This is a genomic window from Chryseobacterium sp. StRB126 (assembly GCF_000829375.1).
Lineage (GTDB): Bacteria > Bacteroidota > Bacteroidia > Flavobacteriales > Weeksellaceae > Chryseobacterium.
Map to the genome: position 1 here is coordinate 4,928,857 of NZ_AP014624.1, position 19,041 is coordinate 4,947,897.

The window sequence follows — 19,041 nt, forward strand, 5'->3', positions numbered from 1 at the left end:
CATATTAATGTGTCAATATCCCATTTTGGGATATCCTTTTTTAGAATATAAGTTTGTCATATGAAAAAAAGTATTTACAGCAAAGAATATAAAATTCTATTAGAAACACTTTACAGCCTAAGAGTTGGAAGAAATTTACTTCAAAATGATTTAGCTGATAAATTAGGTGTTCCTCAATCTTTCATAAGTAAAATTGAAAACGGCGAAAGAAGAATTGATGTAATAGAATTAAAAAATATTGTTGAAGCTATGGATACTTCATTAGCTGAATTTATACTAAAATTTGAAAAAAACTTACATGAAACCAAATAACATTTTCAAAAATCAATCATTAGAATTTTGGGCAAATATTAAATTATTAAATCAACGACTTGGTTATACAATAAAAATAAGTAAAAGTAATCCTAATGGAGGTTTTATAATACCAACTATTCAGCAAATTAAATCAGTATTTGAAAGTGAAGGATTGAATTATAGTAAAATCATAAATCAAGATAATACATTTACTGAGTTTGGTCAGTTAATAATTGATTACATGACATACAGAGGCAACTTACTTATAAATTTTGTTCAACCAAATTTAATGAATAAAGATTCTGCAAAAGAGACATTTTACAAACTTAAAAATCAATTAAATCCTCAAATTCCTTTACCATATAACAAACAAAAAGATGAGAAAAAAGACTACTCTTATTTAACAGGATTAGTTAATATCCTTATTAATGAAAATAAAGGAAATTCCAATTGTGATTTTGATCCAAAAGAATTAACTGCATTTACTGAAAATGGCTTTCCAATAAGAACATTATCTCGTAGAGTTGATGGTGCTTTTCCAAGTGTAATTAATCCTATTGCAATTTGGGAAATCAAAGAGTATTATTACACAACAACCTTTGGTAGTCGTGTTGCTGATGGCGTATATGAGACCCAACTAGATGGTTGGGAGTTATGGGAAGCAAGGGAAAATATAGGTAAAGACGCTTTACATTATTTAATTGTTGATGACCATTTTACTTGGTGGGTTAAAGGAAGGTCATATTTATGCAGGCTCATTGATTCCATGCATATGGGATTAGTTGATGAAGTAATTTTTGGAAAAGAAGTACTGACAAGAATTCCAGAACTTGTTAAAGAGTGGAAATTAAAACAATAAAAAACACTCGCTCCGCAAAGTCTCCAGGCTTTGAGCCAATAAAACCAAATTCATATAAAAATATGTTCCGAAGTCTAAAGACTTCGGAACATATTTTTATTTATCTAATTCAGAATAATATTCCTCAAAATCAAAAACAATATCAAATAATTCCTTGGGATGTATTCTTAACCCAGTTGCAATTTCAATGAAAGTACTGAGTTGACAATCGATTTTGTTATTAGCAACATCACTAATTCTTGCAGCTGTAACATTACATCTTTCAGAAACCTTAGAATAAGGAGTATCCCCTTTTATTTCTTTTATTTTTTCTGAAACCATTTTTTTAATTTCATCAGTCTTAAACTCGTTCATAATCGCACTGTTTAGTGCAAATTGTAATTATTAGCATAAACTTTCATTACCGAATTCGGTAATATTTAAATAATTTTATTATATTTGGAAAAGATTACTCATTAGAGTAATTTTGCGATACTTCAAAGAAATATAGAAGCTATTGCTTAGAATCTCGACTTGAAAACTGGTAATTTAAAAGTACACGAGAGGATAAGTAAAAGGCTCACGACCTAGGCGTGAGCTCTCTTATCTGTGTACAGGTATACCAGTACCTCAAGTCGGATATTGTAGAGTCTCATGCCGTTTTTATTTTCATGCTGTTCTGCTTTTCTACAATCATCTTTTTCTAAGCCTGCTTTACCACATAAAGTATCATGATACGGTACAATGGGGTGTACAATCCATTGCGGCTTTAGGGCTTTTAGGAAACACAAATTCTATCATATTCATTTGGCTTGTATAGACAGGAAGTTCAGGCATTGCAGGACTTACTTCTTTACTGCCGTAAAATCACCCAACAAAAAATACACACTCATGAAAAAAATCAGAACAGACTTTCAATCCCGGCTTGGGAAAAGCCGGAAGAAACATTACGGCTTACAGCAAATGGAAATATTTTTTCAACTCAATGATCTGGCAGTATCCAAAGAACTTTTAAACAGCATTATGAGCTACGCTCTTAAAAGAGATAGCTGGATAAAAGAAGAACCGTCTGTTATTTATCACTTTCATCAGGCGATGCGCTCATTTGTCCGTGCAAGTTACTTCATCATGCTGAAGGAAAAGAAATTGAAGATCAATGCTCAGTTGGAAAATATTTCTCCTCTGGCTCTTGGCTTGCTTACAGAGAAAGAATACCAAAATCCTCTACTGGTCTTTAAAAAAGCATTCAAAGAATACAGCATCAACGAATTTGATTATTTTATTTCCGGGATGGTTTATTTCTCAATGGGCATCTATGACAAACTACCGGAAAGGAATATGATAAACCCATACATTCATTTGATTAAAATGCTGGATGCAGCGTACCTCATTATTGAAAGAAAAGGGAAAACATAAGGAATGTCCTTTTAGATGAGACCTTCTGACTTTGCACCAATAAAATAAAGTCATCCGAAACCTACCAACTTCGGATTTCTTATGACTGTATATTATCTTTTTCAATTGACCAATACCAAGCTTTAGCCAATATAAAACCCCATCCAATATTACCGCCAGCATGCCAATCGTTACAGAAAACAAGATATTTTATGAAAAATGAACATATAAATAGTAACAAAATCAAAACTATGTGTAAATTTGAGGCCTTTTAGTAAAATAAATAACCATATAAAACTTAAATAAACCATGAAGAAAATCATTCTAATGACTTTTTTAACATTCTCGTTGGCAAGTCAGGCGCAGGATTTAAAAAAAATTGAAAAGGAAAAAGCAAAGCTTCAACTTTTTGAGGAAGAAAAATTTCCTGAAGCCTTCAATGAAATCTACAAAAAGAATGTTGGAAAAGTTTTGTTTTCAAATACTAAAACTGAACGAGCACTTCCCGCTTCAGCATATATAACAACATTTACCTTAGGAGACAAACTATTTCTCCGAGGATTCTATGAGCACTCTATTTCAAACAGTATATTATTGCAATTGGTAGAAAGTGGCATGAAGACCAAGGACATTAATGGATGGAAAGATTCTTTTGATTCCCAGACCAGATTGATATCAAACCTTTATTTTGATGGTCAGTTCATAGCTTCTTCAGGAAGAGATGAATATTTAAATGAAGAGGATTTGACAAGGAAAAACTTATCAATGAAACATAGCCTCAACGATGGTACGGAAACCCTATGGAAGGGAGAAATTCCTTTTCAGGAATTGTTGGGCAGACAAGACTTATTAACCCCAGGGAAGCATACACTAAAGATAGTACAGGTTCCTTTAAAGACCTTTGGGAGTGGTTCCGAGTTTCAGTATAAACCGGTAGCTACGGGTGAGATTGAAGTCATTGTACCCAAGGAAATAAAATTCAATGAATCCGATTGTTTTCCAAAAGCAGCCCTCAAGGATGTAAAGATGGAAGCAGAAACACTTAAGGCTATAAAAAAATTCTATAAGGATGGTGCCCCTAATGCATTCAAAGTAATCTTAACCAGCAATGAAATGAAGATCATCAGACAAGAATACACTGGTGTGATCCTTAGAAAAGCTTATGATGCAGCTGTGGTTTCAAAAAAAGGAGACGAAGTATGGTATAATTATTACACATTCCACAAAGAATATAATGGTTCAAAATATGAAGAGGCAGTCGTAAACGATGATGTAGCAACCTCCATACGAGGCGGTGGAAAAGTAGTAAATAAAGGTTGTCTTAAGTTTTTAAAATAATAAAAAAATATCAGTAAAATATTAAACTAGCTAGGAAAGATCTCTCAGCTTTGTACTCATAAACAATCCGAAGTCATAAGGCTTCGGATTTATTTTTAATAACAAACCGATGTGCCCCTGCTCCGCTAAGTCTCCCGACTTTGCGTAAATAAAATAAATCATCTAAAATCTCATATTTTGGGCAATAAAGTGCCTCTAACCATTTCCACAACCCACTATCACAACTTCATCAAGGGTTTCCTGACCCTTCCTAACCCCCTATAGCGACTTCATAAAGTCACTTTAGACCCTTCCATAAGTACCTTTAGTCCCTTAGATAAGTCGTTTTACACTCTTTGGAATAGCCTAGAGCCAGTTAATCAGCTGAGTATCGCCCCTTATGCAACTCCCTCTACCCCCTTACCTAAGGGGGTAACCGTACCTGATGATGAGATGCAAAACATAAATGAAACTGTTCTGTTTACAACAAAATAACTTCATGGTCATTGGGCTGAAGGTAATTTTAGAAAATTCTCTTCAACTTTTCCTATCTTTAAACCACGCAGAAATTTAAATAAGTACTAATACCATTGAAAACAAAATTATTATCCCTCCAGCTGCATAAAGTCTCCTGACTTTGGGCCAATAAAATAAAACTAATCTATTTAAAACCAATCTCCAACATCTGAAAACTCCAGGGACCTGGAAAAATTAATAATTGTATTCAAATGATTAAAATTAAAATACATACTCTTGCAGGGCAACTTGATATTGAAATTAAAAGAAACGAAAGCTGTTATTTTCTTTTAGTTATTGTATCCACCTCCCAGTATTTTAAAGAAAACGGCAAAGTCTGGAACGGCAAAATAACGGAAACAGAAAAGCTTTTTGAAATAATAAGCCTCATCAAAGAATGTCACAGAAACCCCTCTGTGCCCACGAAAATAACGATCCTTGATGGAACATTAAGAAAAATTAATTTAAATGATGAGGGATCACAAATGGCATTGAACCTGATAGATATCGATGAAAATACGAACGAATCTGAACTGTTGCAAAACATTAAAGAGCTCGTAAACGAAATAACAGACAATGATACGACTCTACAATATTATTTAGATAATTTTATCGGATAACCTTCTGGGCTTTACCTTTTAAAATCATTACATTACCTAATAACCCAATATGACATACAATAAATTTTATCATAGTATTGATCTTAGACATCTTTCAGAAAACAGAGATCTGGAAACTTATCTCTTAGCTTTATTAAAACTGGTAGAACAAAAAAGAGAGCAAACCTTAACCGCTGATTTATTATTACAAATCTTACATGATGCATGTATTTCTGAACCTCAAAAATTTGATAATAACTGGCTTAAAATTGTAACATCCCCTGATGATGATGAAGTCTATAAAAAAATGAACAATAAGGCCAATAGTTCTTTAGAAGATACTGGAATTGATTATACGATTGCCATTTTACAATTTCAGATCGCCGAATTACATAAAATGAAGGGAAAACAGCTCAATGATGAAGGCCGATCTTTTGGTATTGATTCTGAAACAGGAAACAGATGGTATAATTTTGATCCCTACTCTATTTTAGAGTGTGGTATGCGATGCTATTTAGACTATTGCGAAGATGATGAACAGGAGTTTGAGGTAAGCTGGCAAACTTTGGGTAGCTTGCTGGAAATGGGCAGAATATATGAGTAAAATTAAATTCTATTGTTTGTATTGATGATTAAAGAAAAAGAATTTTAGGTATGCTAATAGATTGCGTAGTATAAAAGTAGCTTTACAAAAATTATATATACCGGATTGTCGCAATGCATTAAAATCAGGAGATATGGAAAAGCAAAAGAGCCTCTCTTTCTTTCATATTAAAAAATAATTTATTGTTTATAACCTGGTTCAGTTTTTTAAGTAGTAAACGAATAATAAATTTTTAATTATATGGAAAGCTATAAATTATACGAGGAGCCAAATAAAAAATATTTCATCGAGAAAATGAAAGAAAAGCTTCCTGATAACGCTGTCATTTTACAAAAAAATCATATTATCAATCAATTTCTTGCTTATTGTTCTTTAGAAAACGATCTAGATTTTATTATAAACGCAACGGGCAAACTGATCGATTATAGAGTTCAGGAATATAATATTCTCAATTCTTCGGAAAGTTATATTGATGACAATTTAATTATCAAAAAATCTTTATTTATTTCAATCATTACTACATATGCCAAATGTTTCAATAAAACCAAGAAAAGAAACGGAAAATTAGATGAAAACTTTATAAAGAAAGGCTTTCCCAATGACTTACTGGATATCAATAAGTTTTTGGAACTTCATGAGGAATTAATGAACTTAAGAAATACCTTTATTGCGCATGCCGATCATAATATTTATGAAAATCAGGAATGCTATATGGGGTTTAGCTATAATATTGAAGCGGGGATGCTAGAAATTGAAGTTAATTATATAACAGCTGAAACTTATAACTTTGATGAAGATCAATTTCAATTATTAATTTTAATATGTTCACAACTTAAAAAAAATGTAATTGAGAAAAAGAATAAAGCCACACAAAGCATTATAGAAAGCTACCCGAAAGAAAAGCTCCAGCTGCTTGGATTAGCAACAATCAAAAATGCAAAAAAATAATAACACCACCACATGGGATATTGGCGCACACTACATTTATTTGATGACAGAAAATTTTATACAGAAACAGTTCCTGCGTTGAAAGGAGAAGCAGGAGACCTGACTGATGACTGCCGGGAATTCTTAAAGTATCAAGTTCTCGGAGGCACATTACATCTGTCTAAACAGGAACTGGAAAAGCTCGTGAATAAAACTATTGAAAAGATTATTTCAATATCAAACTCATTAGACAAAACTTTCAAAGTAAGCAGCACCCATCAGAAAGTAGCAAACACGAATGATGAGATGGCATTTTTAAATAATTTAGAAGGATATTATGATTTTACCAGGTTTTTTGAATATTATATCTTCAAGACCTGCGCCGATTTTTCACCTCATCTAGCCCTCGGAAAAGGCGGTGTACTCCGGAATTTCGAAATATCTTCGAAAACGCTTTCCTGCTCAATCATTGAAGAACTTGATGATTGGAACAATTTCTTTTGCTTCCATGGAATGGGAATTACCAACTGGATTTCTCATGAAGATCTTCAATACGTTTATCTCGACAAGGAGAATCTGAAACATGATGGTAATGAAATAGCAAAAGCCTATCTTACCCTTCTTGAAATAGCAAACGCCAACGGGCTTGGCTTTATTATAGGAGTCGATATGAAAGAGGAGATCCTCCAATTACTACCTGACCATAAGACCGTAAGGCCAGAAACCTGGAACCCGCAGAATTTATCCGGACTAATATGGAAAATATAAACCTACTCCGCAAAGTCAGGAGACTTTGCGGAAATAAAAGTCGGGAGACTTCGGATTGCGGTTTAGCCTTATCTGATGATGAAATGCAGAACCTAAGTGAAACCTTTCTGTTTATAACAAAATAACTTTATACTCATTTGACTAAAAGCGATTTTAGAAAATTCTCTTCAACTTTTCCTATCTTTAAACCACCCGAAACTTAAATAAAAATAAATACTAAGCATTAGCACCATTGAAAACAAAATTATTATTCCTTTCACTGTTGGGTTCATTCTTAGCCCATACACAGACACTTCATTTTAAAACTCTCGCTAATATGTCTGCAGGTAGAGGTGCGATAACCAGTGTAATAGTGAATGATAATATATACGTAAGCAATGGGTATCAGGAAAAAGGAGGTGACGCGAAGTATATTGAGAAATATAATATTACCGATAACAGCTGGAGTATTTTTAATTCTACTCTCCTTACCAAAAAATTTGCTAATTCGGAGACCTACGATAATAAAATCTATATTTTTAACGGTTGGGGAAACAGCCATCTTGAAATTGTAGACCTGGCAACCAATACCATAACGAAGGGAGCTGTTAATCGTTCCTATACAGGAAATGCCGGTTCTGCCATCTATAATGGCAAAATATATGTGTTTGGCGGCAGCGGATTAAGCGGAGCCAAAACCACTGTATTCTCTAATAAATTCCAATATTATGATATTGCTTCCAATACATGGAATCCGTTACCCAATATGCCCACAGCCAGAGAAACAAAAGGCAAAATTGTGAATGATAAACTTTATGTCATTGGAGGTTTTAACGGTACCCCATCCCGCCTGATTAATGTTTACGATCTCAAAACTAATCTTTGGACCAATCAATATACGATGCCTGCTGGTATATACGGGCACTCATTAGCCGTATCCGGTAATAAGATTTTTATTGTAGGTGGTGTGAATAATCAAAGTTTTCTGGCCTATTTTGATACTACAACCAATACATTGCATCCGTTGTCATCCAATATGATTCCCAGAAGACACGCTACAGCGGAAGTATATAACAATAAACTATACATCATCGGCGGAAGTACAACATCTCTCACCAGCTCAGCTATTAAAAGCATACAAGTAGCAGATATTGACTAAAATGTACTATATGTAAATGCCTCGCTACCATAAGATAGCATCGTGTAGCCCCGGCTTTTAAATTATATTAATTGGATTTAATTTATAATACTATAATCACACGAAAAGATTCGTGCGGTAGTGAGGAGAATAAAACTATTCTATACAGTATCCTACCCTTATACAATTCGTAATTTAAGAGACTTCGGATACAACTTCTTCAAGCATATAAATATGTTCAAATGCTTGAAGCAGGAATCATTAACCCAACTAAAGTAAGAAGAGTTGCCCTTGAAAACGCAGCTTCTGTATCTGGAATGCTTCTTACCACTGAATGTGTAATCACTGAAGTGAAGAGCGCCGAACCAGCTATGCCAATGGATGGTGGAATGCCAGGAATGATGTAGTCTTAACCGCTATATATAAATTAAAACCGCCCTATAAAAATAGAGCGGTTTTTTGTATTATATTTGACAATTAACCATGATATATGAAAACCAACTTTTTTTCTAACTTATATATTTTGCTATTATTAATAGCTTTACCAGAAATGGTATTTTCACAATCGGCCGATTTTACCATTCAGGATGTAAAGTTTGAAAGTCAGGGTATCACTCTGGCAGGCTCCATTTTAGAGCCTAAAAAAATACTTGCAGCAGTTGTAATTGTTCACGGATCCGATCCGGTAAAAAGAGAACTGGATTTTGCAAAACGTCTTGCTAAAGAAGGCATTGCCGTATTGACATATGACAAACGCGGCGTTGGAGAATCTGGAGGTGTCTATGTAGGACCATCTGTGGGCACCAATAATATTGATACTACTAATCTTAATTTATTGGCTCAGGATGCCAATGCAGCTGTAAAAACATTTCAGACCTATTTGAAAGATAAAAAAACACCCATTGGATTAGTCGGATTTAGCCAGGCAGGATGGATAATCCCAATTGCTGCAAGCAAAAATCCACAAATTGAATTTATGGTTTTATTTAGTTGCCCTACCATTACCACTCTGGAACAACTTCGATTTCAGTTTTATACTAATGGAAACAATAGTTTTTGGGAAAATCATACAGAAGCAGATGCCATTGAACATACCAGAAATGATCCGGACAGGTACCAATTTTCAGCGACTGACCCCAAAACCTATCTAAATACCCTTTCAATTCCCGGACTTTGGCTTTTTGGTGAAAAAGACATACAGATTCCGGTAAAGTTGTGTATAGAACAATTGAACACCCTTAAAGCGCAAGGCAAACCTTTCGAATATACTTCTTTTCCTAAACTGGGACACAATACTTCTTCCAGCAATGATACTGCTCCTATTGATACTGCTGTACAATGGATAAAGCAGAAAGCGTTGAATATTAAAAAATCTAAATCTTCAAAATAGAACATATATAAACATGCTTGAAGCAGGAATCATTGATCCCTACAAAACTAACAAAAGTTACTCTTGAAAATGCAACTTCTGTATCTGGAATGCTTTTAACAACTGAATGTGTTATCACTGAAGTAAAGAGCGCTGAACAAGCTATGCCAATGGGTGGAAGAATGCCAGGAATGATGTAACGCTCAGCGACTGAGGCAAATTAATATACTAACCGCTCTACAAAAAGTAGAGCGGTTTTTTATCTTTAAGGTGTAAGTTTTAGGCAAAGGTGGCTGGATTAGTATCCTTGTCAAGGTTTAAAACCTTGACAAGGATATGCAACAAAAGTAACAAGAATTGCCCTTAAACATGCAGCTTCTGTATCTGGAATACTTTTAACATCTGAATGTGTTATCACTGAAGTAAGAATATTGAACCAGCGATGCCAATGGGTGATGGAATGCCAGAAATGATGTAGCAGCTAGTAGCTAAGACAAATTTAATATATAAAAACCGCTCTGCTATTGTAGTTTTTTTTGTTTCCAGTTGATTAATAATCCCTTTAAAATCGCCATATAAATGGATATATTTGTAAAGACAATTACAGAAAATATGGAAAACAAATATTTACTTCATGGAAGACTAACAGCAAAACCAGGGCATAAAGAGGTGCTTGCTGATATTTTAATACAAGCATCTCAACTCGTATCAACAGCTAAAGGTTGTAAACTTTATACAGTTAGTCATGACAAGGATGATGCAAATTCTGTTTATGTTACAGAAATTTGGGAGAATAAAGATGACCATGACAATTCTCTAAAAGTTGAGGGCGTAAGGGAACTCATCATGAAAGCAATGCCAATATTAGACGGACAGCCAACGAAAGGACAAGAACTAGAAATTTTAGGAGGCACTGGAATATAAAAAAAGAAATGCAGACATAATACAAGTGTAAAACTCTCCCCACTCATAGGCAAACAACGAATGACAAAGAAATTTCCCACAATAAATAGCACGCTTTCACCGAACGCACTTGGAAAACTTATTCAACAACAATATGGACTAAGTGACAAAGCCGAATGTAGTATATTTCGACTTGCCATGAACCATTTATACATCGTTCACGACAACGAAAACAAATATGTTTTTAGAGTGTATACCTGTGATTGGCGGACAAAATCAGAAATTAAAGAAGAGTTAAGACTTTTACTTCACTTAAAAGAAAACCACCAACAGGTTGCTTACCCAATAAAAGATAAATTAAACGAATACATTCAGGAAATTGAAGCACCGGAAGGAAGAAGATTTGGTGTTTTGTTTTCATATGCCAAAGGAACAAAGACTGCAAAATTTTCATCTCAAACAAGTTTTCTTATCGGACAGGCATTGGCTAAAGTTCATCAATCGACAGAAGGTTTTGATCTTAACAGAATATCTTACAATAGCGAGAACTTGCTCATAAATCCAGTTTTAAGAACAAAAGAATTCTTTAATAAAAACATCAGCGAAATTGAATTTTTAGAAAAACTATCTGCTTTTCTAACTCTCAAAATACAAAATACTGACCCATCTAAAATGAGGTATGGAAGTGTTCATCTTGACGTTTGGTTTGACAATTTACACATTGATGATGAAAAGGAAATAACATTTTTTGACTTTGATTTCTGTGGTAACGGTTATTTATGTTTCGACATTTCTTATTTTCTGTTTCAGTTGCTTGCCACTCATTTAAATGAAGAAGAATACAAGGTAAAAGCAGAAAGCTTTCTAAAAGGTTACGAAACAGTAACTGAAATAAGTAACGAAGAAAAACAGTTCTTACCTTTTGCCTGTTTAGCCATTATGACCTATTACATTAGCGTACAATGCGACAGATTTGACTATTGGACGAATATTTTCCTGAACGAAGATCATTTAAAAAGAATGGTTGGTAATTTGAAACGCTGGATTGCATATAACAAAATTGAAATTGAATAACGGCCAGCGGCCACAGCAAATTAATGTATAAGCGGCTGAGAAAATTATATTGAACATTTTTAATATAGTACTAAAAAATACGCCTTAAACAATACCCTACTGCGTAGAGTCTCCCGACTTTGCGCAAACAAAATAAAAATATTCAAAGTCATCTGACTTCAAATGATGAGCCATTCTTGAACTTTTTATTCTTTATTCCTTTAGCAATAAGCATATGACAAAGATTCCACGAAAAGAAATAGAGTATACTGAAAAAAAAATCTACTTTTATCAGACAAAAAAATAGAGTTTGAAAATAAACTTAAAAAATAAATACACCTATTAACTATAAAAAATAATCATGGCAGAATACACATTACCCTATTTTGGGCAACTTTCAACAGACAACATAGAAGAATATTATGATGCTACAATCAATCTCAATGGAAATGAAGTTCAAATAGATTTAAATTTTGAAAGTGAGAATACTGATGGAGCAAAGCTAGATCAAATAAAAAACTATCTTGAAAATATTGAACCTATTAATAAACTAGCTCAAAATTACATTCTGGAAGACTATCACAATGAAGACGGTGATACTGTAAAATTATATTTGGAACACCATCTTGAAGAAGTTGAACAGGACAAACTTTCAACGCTTATCAACTTTGATGATTCAACAGTAGAACCGGAGCAACAACTTTTAACAAAATTAGAATTAGTTAGAATTGGACTTTATCCTGACAATGAAGACGGTTTTGCTATTTTAGATTATTCAATCGGAAAAGAGATCACCGATTATCTGGTTGTCATCAATACAGATCAAAATGGGCAATTGGACTATATGTCTATGGAAAGCTAAATATCCTCCTATTTATAAAGAATTTATTAATGCTAAACCATTTTGATTTTCAGGGTGGTTTTTTATTCTATTTTTACTCACATCTGTAACATCATGAACTAGAAACAGATCTGAATGACGAAGTACTCGATGATTAGTTTGATGCTCCGCACAGTCTCCTGACTTTGCGCAAACAAAATAAATAGTCCAAAAACCAACAAGCTTCGGATAACAAGAATTCTAAAAGTCCTTGCCTTAAGAAAACATCATAAAAAAGTAAATTGAAAAATCAAAGAATAACATTTATTGTCTTTTTAAGCTATCTAGTAATTTCTAGTTGTCAGAAAAAGGAGAAAGTCGAAAATAAAGTCTCGATTGAAAATACAAATACTGAAAATTTAATTTCAGCAAAAATTAAATCTACTCCAGAAGACACTGAAATGAAGAATACTATCATAAAAATCATTAAGGCATATCAAAGAAAAAATGAACATACTTTAAATAGCTTAATCTACAAAGATTATGGACTTACATTTCTGTTTGCCAGAGGAGCCTTTAATAACATCTCTACAGCAAAACAAATTTCATTCAATGAGCCGGTCCCTGAATATTTACCCTATGAAACCAATTTTGAAACGCAATATCTGATAAATGAAACGGATTCTCCTGTCTTTAGTTGTGATACTGAAAGCTGGAATAAATCTCCAGGAATTTATGTTGATATGAAAACTAATGACAATTTTTTATCAACAATTGCAATAAATGAAAATAAGCTTACAGAGGAAACTATTTGGAATGAAAAAGAAATTAAATTATTTGAAGAAATCGAGAGTAAAAGTCATAAAGTCACTTTAATTGTTAAAAATCAGGAAACTTTTATTTTCTACATTGCAAAAATAAATAACAAATGGTATTTAACTGCAATCGATAGATTTGAAGTGTGCTCTGCCTAAGAAACACTACCTTTAATATTGTATTGGAGAAATATGGCGTGAAGTTCAACATTGGTTCTTTAATTAAACTTTTGTTCAAAAAATCCTATCTTCAAATCCAAACCATTAACCAAAATCATGTCAACTGAAATAAAAAATGTATAAATATTATTTTCGTACTGGATATGGGTCATCAAAACTTTTAATTGAGTTTTTTAAAGATGCTGAAAGCAATAATTTTATTTCAGATTTACTTGCTGCTATTTCAGAACTTAAACCAGAAGTTATGGATATTCCTGAGTTATGGATGAATGACGAAATCTTATTAAACATAAACACTGAAATGGGGAAATTCACCGTTTCAACAGATATTTGGGGCTTTGTTTTCATCATGGCTGAAAATAATCAGGAATGTATTTTTAAAATAAATTCAATCTTAGAAGTCACAGAAAATTTTGAAAAAGAAGCAGTTGATTTTGAAAAATATAAATTGAAATAAGTAAAAATCCAAATTTTAAAATATCCAAAATCTATAGATAAAACTGTTATAAAATGACATCAATTCAGACCGATACCATCATCCAACAGTGGATAAATGAAGGTATTAAACTTAGTTCACCTGCAACAGCACACTCAATTAAAGCAACCGAAGAAATTATTGACTTTCAGTTTCCGGATGATTTTAAGATATTTTACTTAAAACTCAATGGATTTGCTGATTGGAAAAGAGTCTGGAGTGTTATCTGAAGAAGAATTCCAGAAGGAAAAAGATAAAATAATGACTGAAAAATAGTTTTCATACATAACCGTTCTGTTTCAGAATGGCTTTTATTTTTTAACCTTAATAGCATCCCTTCATTATTCAAGGATTTATGGGTAAATTTGAAACATCAATTATAATCCATGAACACTCAAGAACTTGAAATATTACTAACATGCTCCAAAACATTCCGACTTTGTATAAATAAAAATCAAAATTGTAAAGTATATTCCGAAATCAGAAGATACTATTATATTTTATCCTAATCATTAAAAATCTACTGAGTTTTCTAAATTTTAAAACTGGAGATATTTAAAGATGAGATAATGAAAAACTTCAGAAAACCACTCAAACAAAAAACTAAAGCCCCAACCCATGAGCTAAATACAGAAATAACCATGAATTTCATCAAAAAACACTTATCCACATCCAAAAAGAAGATAAACATAATTTTAACCTTACAGATCTCTGAATCAGATTTAGACAGTTCTGAGTATGTAAACTTTAAAATTGTAAATTGTTTTGATATGCCTGAAAAGTATGAATATCATTCATCAAAAGAATATCAATTCAAGAAGCTTGAGTACATTTCTGACGAGATCATGAATTCAGAGCACAGTATTTTAATTTGTAATACCGGATTAAGTATTACAGACTTTGATACCCTCACTGAAATGCTGAAATCATATGAATTAATTATCGACAGAATTTTAGTACCCAACCAATCCAAAAGAAACAAAAAACTTGCTGATGGACAGGAAGCATATAGAAATCACAGTCGCTGGCTCCATTTTTACCCCGGAGAAATTGAGGATATATATAACGAATTTGAAGCGAAAATTAAAAGCTTAAAAGCAAAGTATGAAAATACCGAAACAAAAATATTGGAAATATAAAACCCTTCTGGAGTAATAATGCACAATACCATCTATAAATAATTTATTATAAACCATAAAAGATTATGCAAAATATCAACATGTAAACACCCATACAATCAAAACTATAGGTAAGTTTAAAGCCTTTAAGTAGAACGATTACTCTAAAAAAAATAGTAATTATTAAATAAAAAACAATGACCAAACAACTAAAACTACTAATCATACTACTAATAACAGTTGTAAGTATGAATGTAAATGCTCAAAAGAAAACAACTGCAAAACCTGCAAAACAAGCTACAGAAAACAAAACATCCAAACCAACCAAACAAGAAACAATGGATTGGATTGCAGGGAAAATGAAAGAAGGCTTAGGTAAAGAAAGAGAATTTGTTTCATATTCCAATGGAGAATTTGTATATAAAGTAAAAATAGGTGTCTACGATTGTATTTCCACAGTATATTTAAATAAAATCACAGGTATGTCTCCTGAATATTCCAACGATTTTTATGTGAAAGGTTCAGTTATTAAATACACAGATTTTGGTAAAGAATTTAGCTTTAGAAATTTATCTGATAATGAAATGTCTATTTCAGGCCCTAATTATAATGGATACACCCAGCCTTTTAGCTTCAAAAATGATGATGCCTTGGTGGCAAGATTAAAGAAAGCTTTTACTACCTTAATTGAATATAACTCAACAAAGAAAGCAGCCGGAGAAGCTTTTTAACAGCAACATTTGCAAAACAAAATAGTAATATTGAATCTTCTGACTTCTTATATCGAATGGTATAAGAATGCTTATTAAAACAATTTAATATACTACCCGTTCTGCTTTTGTGGAACGGTTTTTATTTACGAAAATTGGATAAAAGTCCAGATCAATAACTACCAATAAAATTATAAAAAAATGAACGATACTTTTACAATTGATGATTTGCAGAATATATGGCAAAAGGTAAGTATTCTCCATAATGGACAAACGTATGGAGGTCAAAATAAAAACGAAAAAATAGAATACATCAATCATATTGGCAGTGTGGTATTTGAAATCATGAATGCAGCTAAAAATACACCAGACTTCAACATAGGGCTCGCTGTAAGATGCGCCTTTCTACACGATACTATAGAAGATACCAACTTGAGTATAGAAACCCTGGAAAAGGAATATGGCCAACAGGTTAAAGAGGGAGTCCTTGCATTAACAAAAAACACAAATCTTGAGAAACGCCATCAAATGATGGATAGTTTAGACCGAATCAAGTTACAGCCAAAAGAAATATGGGCAGTTAAAATGGCCGATAGAATTTGCAATTTATATGCGCCACCCTATTTTTGGAAGCAGGTGAAAAAAGAGAAGTATCTTGAAGAAGCAAAAGTTATTTATGAATATTTAAAAGAAGGGAATAACTATTTAGCAAAAAGGTTATTAGAAAAAATTGAAATGTATCCTAATAAATAGATAAATACAATATTATAAAAAGACGGTCACCGAAAATCTTATTAGTAAATTAGTACTAAATAAGGACTAACATTTATACTTTATATTGATATAAATTTGTACTACAGACTTATAACATCTAACCTTCATACCTCTATGCAAAAAGCATTTGAATATCTCAAGCAATTAAAAGAAAACAACAACCGGGAATGGTTTGCCCAGCATAAATCAGAATATGATTCAATTGTAAAAGAAAACAAAATCTTTTTTAATCAGATCTACACTGAGCTTCAGGAATATGACAAATTAAAAGGGATCCATATTTTCAGGATTTACAGAGACGTTCGTTTTTCTAAAGATAAGACCCCTTATAAAACTGACTTCGGAGTGGGATATTCTCGTTCAAAACCGATGTTGAGAGGCGGATATTATATTCAGCTGGAACCCGGCAATAGTTTTGTAGGAGGTGGTTTTTGGGGACCTGAGTCCAAAGATTTATTGCGTATTCGTAAAGAATTTGAAATCAGCAGCAAGGAAATTGAAAAAATCACTTCAGATGAAACCTTTATAAAATATTTCAGAGAACTTAAAGGTGATGCGGTAAAAACGGCCCCACGAGGCTTTGATAAAAATCATCCTGCCATAGATTTAATCCGGAAAAAACAATTTGTAGTGATGCGAAAGTTTACTGATAAAGAGGTTTTATCGGACAATTTTCAGAAAGAAGCAGTGCAAACATTACTGGCCATGCGTCCTTTTTTTGACTATATGAGCGAGGTATTGACAACGGATCTTAATGGAGAGCCTTTAATTTAAAATATTCTTTAAACAATGCAATATCATAAACAATTCTTCATATTCTTCACCACTCTCCTACTTTTAGCCAATCATACATTTGCCCAGACGAAGCAGATAGCACAAATAGACTCTTTAATGAAATCAGCCAATCAAGCGGGGTTTTTTAATGGAAACATTCTGGTTTCAAAAAATAATAAAATTATTTACAATGCCTCTTTTGGATTTACAGATGCTACAAAAACGAAAAAGCTAACACCTGATTACAGATTTAATATTGGATCCATTACCAAAGAATTTAGTGGTGTAGCATTGCTGCAATTACAAGAAAAAGGGAAATTGAAATTAGAGGACGATGTCTCTCAATATATCCCGGAATTGCCAAAATGGGCCAATGAGGTTTCTATAAAAGATGTATTGCAGTACACAAGCGGGCTTCCTAATGTAAACTGGAAAAAAATTAAAAGTAATCAAGATGTTTTTGATGATTTAAAATTAATTGAGAAGCTTGATTTTGTTCCGGGAACTCAATACGATTACAACATGAACAATGTTTTCCTAAGACAGGTTATTGTTGAAAAAATTACGGGAATGACTTACAAAGATTATGTAAGTAAAAATATTTTCAAGCCCTGTAAAATGAATTCTTCCGAAATCACGCCTATTGTTGAAAAAAAATTGATTGCAAAAGGTTTTAATAACAAATTAGTAGAAGATAAACCGGATTTTTTGGTTGGCGGAACTTTCTTAACCACCACTGATTTGCTAAAGTTCGTGACTTGCCTTCATTCAAAAAAGATAATCAATGAAAATTCATTATTTGAATTGGGACAACATTTTAATTCATCGGATACTCAATCCTCTTTGGGAGAAGCTAAATTTAAAAACAAAAAATTAGTTGCCCACTCTCACGATGGAAGAGCCGGAAATTACGAAGCTCTTTTAGTATCTGACTTAAATGATAATTTCACCATTATTCTACTGGGAAATAACTATCAGGGAAAGTTATTCGAAATCTCGGATGCTATTACCGCCATTTTGAAAAAAGGAAACAAATAATAAATACGGATGTTTAAAATCAAAGATAAATTATTTGACCTACAGTACGCCTATTTGGACGCTTTTGTCAATACAGACCAACAACTGGTTTTCGGGCTGCAGATTAAAGCAACAGGAAAAGATCCGATTCCTGATGATGACAATGATACTGATGGTTTATTTTTTCCGGAGGAGGAGTTATTTTTTAATTCGGAAATAATATTAAAGGTTAATCCCAATGAAATAGAAAGATGGCAGGATATTGCAGGAAGAACAATTGAATGGGAAGATTATCCGGAGGACGAACAGGAACCTCACGCTCTATTTTATGTTTATGAGCACACCGAAATATATAATGCAAAAATTGAGTTTAAAACATCAGAAGATAAGATGATCGTAAAAATTAAAGCCGCCTGTGATATCTATGCAGGAGAATCTTTTTCTGATAATCTCCCTTTAGAAGTTGAAACCGAAATTGACTTTTACGGAATACTTTGTGGCAAAGGCACTACTGAAGAACAATGCTTAAAAAAAGTAGATCCATACCTCAATATAGATACCTTAAAAGTTGTCCAGAATAAATACGGAATATCCATTGCAGTCCCGAAGGATACAAATATGGAAACCAATTTACTCATATTAGCAGACTATTAATTGT

25 protein-coding genes and 1 pseudogene are annotated in these 19,041 nt (G+C 32.7%); 24 read left to right on the forward strand and 2 right to left on the reverse strand.

From position 1 onward, the window contains the following. The first annotated feature begins 60 nt into the window (after positions 1 to 60). Both CHSO_RS22230 and CHSO_RS22235 read left to right on the forward strand, forming a co-directional pair. Entirely contained in the window at positions 61 to 312 is a 252-nt protein-coding gene (locus tag CHSO_RS22230) for a helix-turn-helix domain-containing protein (protein WP_045500968.1), read from the forward strand. Beyond that, a complete protein-coding gene (locus CHSO_RS22235; RefSeq protein WP_052480690.1) occupies positions 299 to 1,153 on the forward strand; it encodes a hypothetical protein in 855 nt (284 codons plus the stop codon). Before CHSO_RS22230 ends, CHSO_RS22235 begins: the two co-directional genes overlap by 14 nt. Before the next feature lie 96 nt (positions 1,154 to 1,249). Here CHSO_RS22235 and CHSO_RS22240 read toward each other — a convergent pair whose 3' ends face one another. Continuing rightward, positions 1,250 to 1,507 carry a hypothetical protein gene (locus CHSO_RS22240; RefSeq protein ID WP_045500969.1) on the reverse strand — a complete coding sequence of 86 codons (258 nt, stop codon included), beginning with the start codon at positions 1,505 to 1,507 and terminating at the stop codon, positions 1,250 to 1,252. Between the two features lie 516 nt (positions 1,508 to 2,023). Here CHSO_RS22240 and CHSO_RS22245 point away from each other — a divergent pair. Together CHSO_RS22245 and CHSO_RS22250 are read left to right on the forward strand one after the other, a co-directional pair. Further along, positions 2,024 to 2,548: a hypothetical protein gene (locus CHSO_RS22245; protein ID WP_045500970.1), complete on the forward strand. Its 525-nt coding sequence runs from the start codon at positions 2,024 to 2,026 to the stop codon at positions 2,546 to 2,548. Between the two features lie 288 nt (positions 2,549 to 2,836). Further along, positions 2,837 to 3,865: a hypothetical protein gene (locus CHSO_RS22250; protein WP_045500971.1), complete on the forward strand. Its 1,029-nt coding sequence runs from the start codon at positions 2,837 to 2,839 to the stop codon at positions 3,863 to 3,865. 30 nt (positions 3,866 to 3,895) lie between these two features. Here CHSO_RS22250 and CHSO_RS26480 read toward each other — a convergent pair whose 3' ends face one another. After that, the gene (locus tag CHSO_RS26480) at positions 3,896 to 4,027 is read right to left on the reverse strand and encodes a hypothetical protein (protein WP_262483763.1); all 132 of its coding nucleotides are present in this window, start codon (positions 4,025 to 4,027) and stop codon (positions 3,896 to 3,898) included. Between the two features lie 545 nt (positions 4,028 to 4,572). Between CHSO_RS26480 and CHSO_RS22255 the strand changes: the two genes are divergently transcribed. The 20 genes and pseudogenes from CHSO_RS22255 (at position 4,573) to CHSO_RS22340 (ending at position 19,037) form a co-directional block, all read left to right on the forward strand. Further along, positions 4,573 to 4,980 (forward strand): hypothetical protein, encoded by a 408-nt coding sequence (locus tag CHSO_RS22255; RefSeq protein ID WP_045500972.1) that lies wholly within the window; start codon positions 4,573 to 4,575, stop codon positions 4,978 to 4,980. 49 nt (positions 4,981 to 5,029) lie between these two features. After that, a complete protein-coding gene (locus CHSO_RS22260; protein WP_045500973.1) occupies positions 5,030 to 5,563 on the forward strand; it encodes a hypothetical protein in 534 nt (177 codons plus the stop codon). Between the two features lie 294 nt (positions 5,564 to 5,857). Beyond that, entirely contained in the window at positions 5,858 to 6,511 is a 654-nt protein-coding gene (locus CHSO_RS22265; protein ID WP_144429010.1) for a hypothetical protein, read from the forward strand. Positions 6,512 to 6,523: 12 nt separating this feature from the next. Beyond that, entirely contained in the window at positions 6,524 to 7,258 is a 735-nt protein-coding gene (locus tag CHSO_RS22270; protein ID WP_045500975.1) for a hypothetical protein, read from the forward strand. A gap of 232 nt (positions 7,259 to 7,490) precedes the next feature. After that, on the forward strand, positions 7,491 to 8,396 hold the full coding sequence (locus tag CHSO_RS22275) for a Kelch repeat-containing protein (RefSeq protein ID WP_144429011.1): 906 nt from the start codon (positions 7,491 to 7,493) through the stop codon (positions 8,394 to 8,396). A 221-nt stretch (positions 8,397 to 8,617) separates the two neighbouring features. Further along, positions 8,618 to 8,782, forward strand: a complete 165-nt coding sequence (locus CHSO_RS25735; protein WP_410493415.1) for a hypothetical protein — start codon at positions 8,618 to 8,620, stop codon at positions 8,780 to 8,782. Between the two features lie 83 nt (positions 8,783 to 8,865). After that, positions 8,866 to 9,765 carry an alpha/beta hydrolase family protein gene (locus CHSO_RS22280; RefSeq protein ID WP_052480691.1) on the forward strand — a complete coding sequence of 300 codons (900 nt, stop codon included), beginning with the start codon at positions 8,866 to 8,868 and terminating at the stop codon, positions 9,763 to 9,765. Positions 9,766 to 9,769: 4 nt separating this feature from the next. Beyond that, a pseudogene (groEL, locus tag CHSO_RS25740) lies at positions 9,770 to 9,944 on the forward strand (chaperonin GroEL); the annotation flags it as partial. 379 nt (positions 9,945 to 10,323) lie between these two features. Beyond that, entirely contained in the window at positions 10,324 to 10,668 is a 345-nt protein-coding gene (locus CHSO_RS22285; RefSeq protein ID WP_232509114.1) for a putative quinol monooxygenase, read from the forward strand. A 60-nt stretch (positions 10,669 to 10,728) separates the two neighbouring features. Next, positions 10,729 to 11,721, forward strand: a complete 993-nt coding sequence (locus tag CHSO_RS22290; RefSeq protein WP_045500977.1) for a phosphotransferase — start codon at positions 10,729 to 10,731, stop codon at positions 11,719 to 11,721. A gap of 340 nt (positions 11,722 to 12,061) precedes the next feature. After that, positions 12,062 to 12,562, forward strand: a complete 501-nt coding sequence (locus CHSO_RS22295) for a DUF2004 domain-containing protein (RefSeq protein WP_045500978.1) — start codon at positions 12,062 to 12,064, stop codon at positions 12,560 to 12,562. Between the two features lie 260 nt (positions 12,563 to 12,822). Then, positions 12,823 to 13,494, forward strand: a complete 672-nt coding sequence (locus tag CHSO_RS22300; protein WP_045500979.1) for a hypothetical protein — start codon at positions 12,823 to 12,825, stop codon at positions 13,492 to 13,494. Positions 13,495 to 13,630: 136 nt separating this feature from the next. Continuing rightward, positions 13,631 to 13,972: a hypothetical protein gene (locus tag CHSO_RS22305; RefSeq protein ID WP_045500980.1), complete on the forward strand. Its 342-nt coding sequence runs from the start codon at positions 13,631 to 13,633 to the stop codon at positions 13,970 to 13,972. Between the two features lie 53 nt (positions 13,973 to 14,025). Beyond that, positions 14,026 to 14,220 carry an SMI1/KNR4 family protein gene (locus CHSO_RS22310; RefSeq protein WP_045500981.1) on the forward strand — a complete coding sequence of 65 codons (195 nt, stop codon included), beginning with the start codon at positions 14,026 to 14,028 and terminating at the stop codon, positions 14,218 to 14,220. Between the two features lie 339 nt (positions 14,221 to 14,559). Continuing rightward, positions 14,560 to 15,129 (forward strand): hypothetical protein, encoded by a 570-nt coding sequence (locus CHSO_RS22315; RefSeq protein WP_045500982.1) that lies wholly within the window; start codon positions 14,560 to 14,562, stop codon positions 15,127 to 15,129. Between the two features lie 176 nt (positions 15,130 to 15,305). Continuing rightward, positions 15,306 to 15,839, forward strand: coding sequence for a hypothetical protein (locus CHSO_RS22320; protein WP_144429012.1), 534 nt, complete (start codon positions 15,306 to 15,308; stop codon positions 15,837 to 15,839). A 180-nt stretch (positions 15,840 to 16,019) separates the two neighbouring features. Continuing rightward, positions 16,020 to 16,571, forward strand: a complete 552-nt coding sequence (locus CHSO_RS22325) for a bifunctional (p)ppGpp synthetase/guanosine-3',5'-bis(diphosphate) 3'-pyrophosphohydrolase (protein ID WP_045500984.1) — start codon at positions 16,020 to 16,022, stop codon at positions 16,569 to 16,571. 135 nt (positions 16,572 to 16,706) lie between these two features. Continuing rightward, the gene (locus tag CHSO_RS22330) at positions 16,707 to 17,366 is read left to right on the forward strand and encodes a DUF2461 domain-containing protein (RefSeq protein ID WP_045500985.1); all 660 of its coding nucleotides are present in this window, start codon (positions 16,707 to 16,709) and stop codon (positions 17,364 to 17,366) included. A gap of 15 nt (positions 17,367 to 17,381) precedes the next feature. Then, entirely contained in the window at positions 17,382 to 18,404 is a 1,023-nt protein-coding gene (locus CHSO_RS22335; RefSeq protein WP_045500987.1) for a serine hydrolase domain-containing protein, read from the forward strand. A 9-nt stretch (positions 18,405 to 18,413) separates the two neighbouring features. Further along, entirely contained in the window at positions 18,414 to 19,037 is a 624-nt protein-coding gene (locus CHSO_RS22340) for a hypothetical protein (protein ID WP_045500989.1), read from the forward strand. The last annotated feature ends 4 nt before the right edge of the window (positions 19,038 to 19,041 follow it).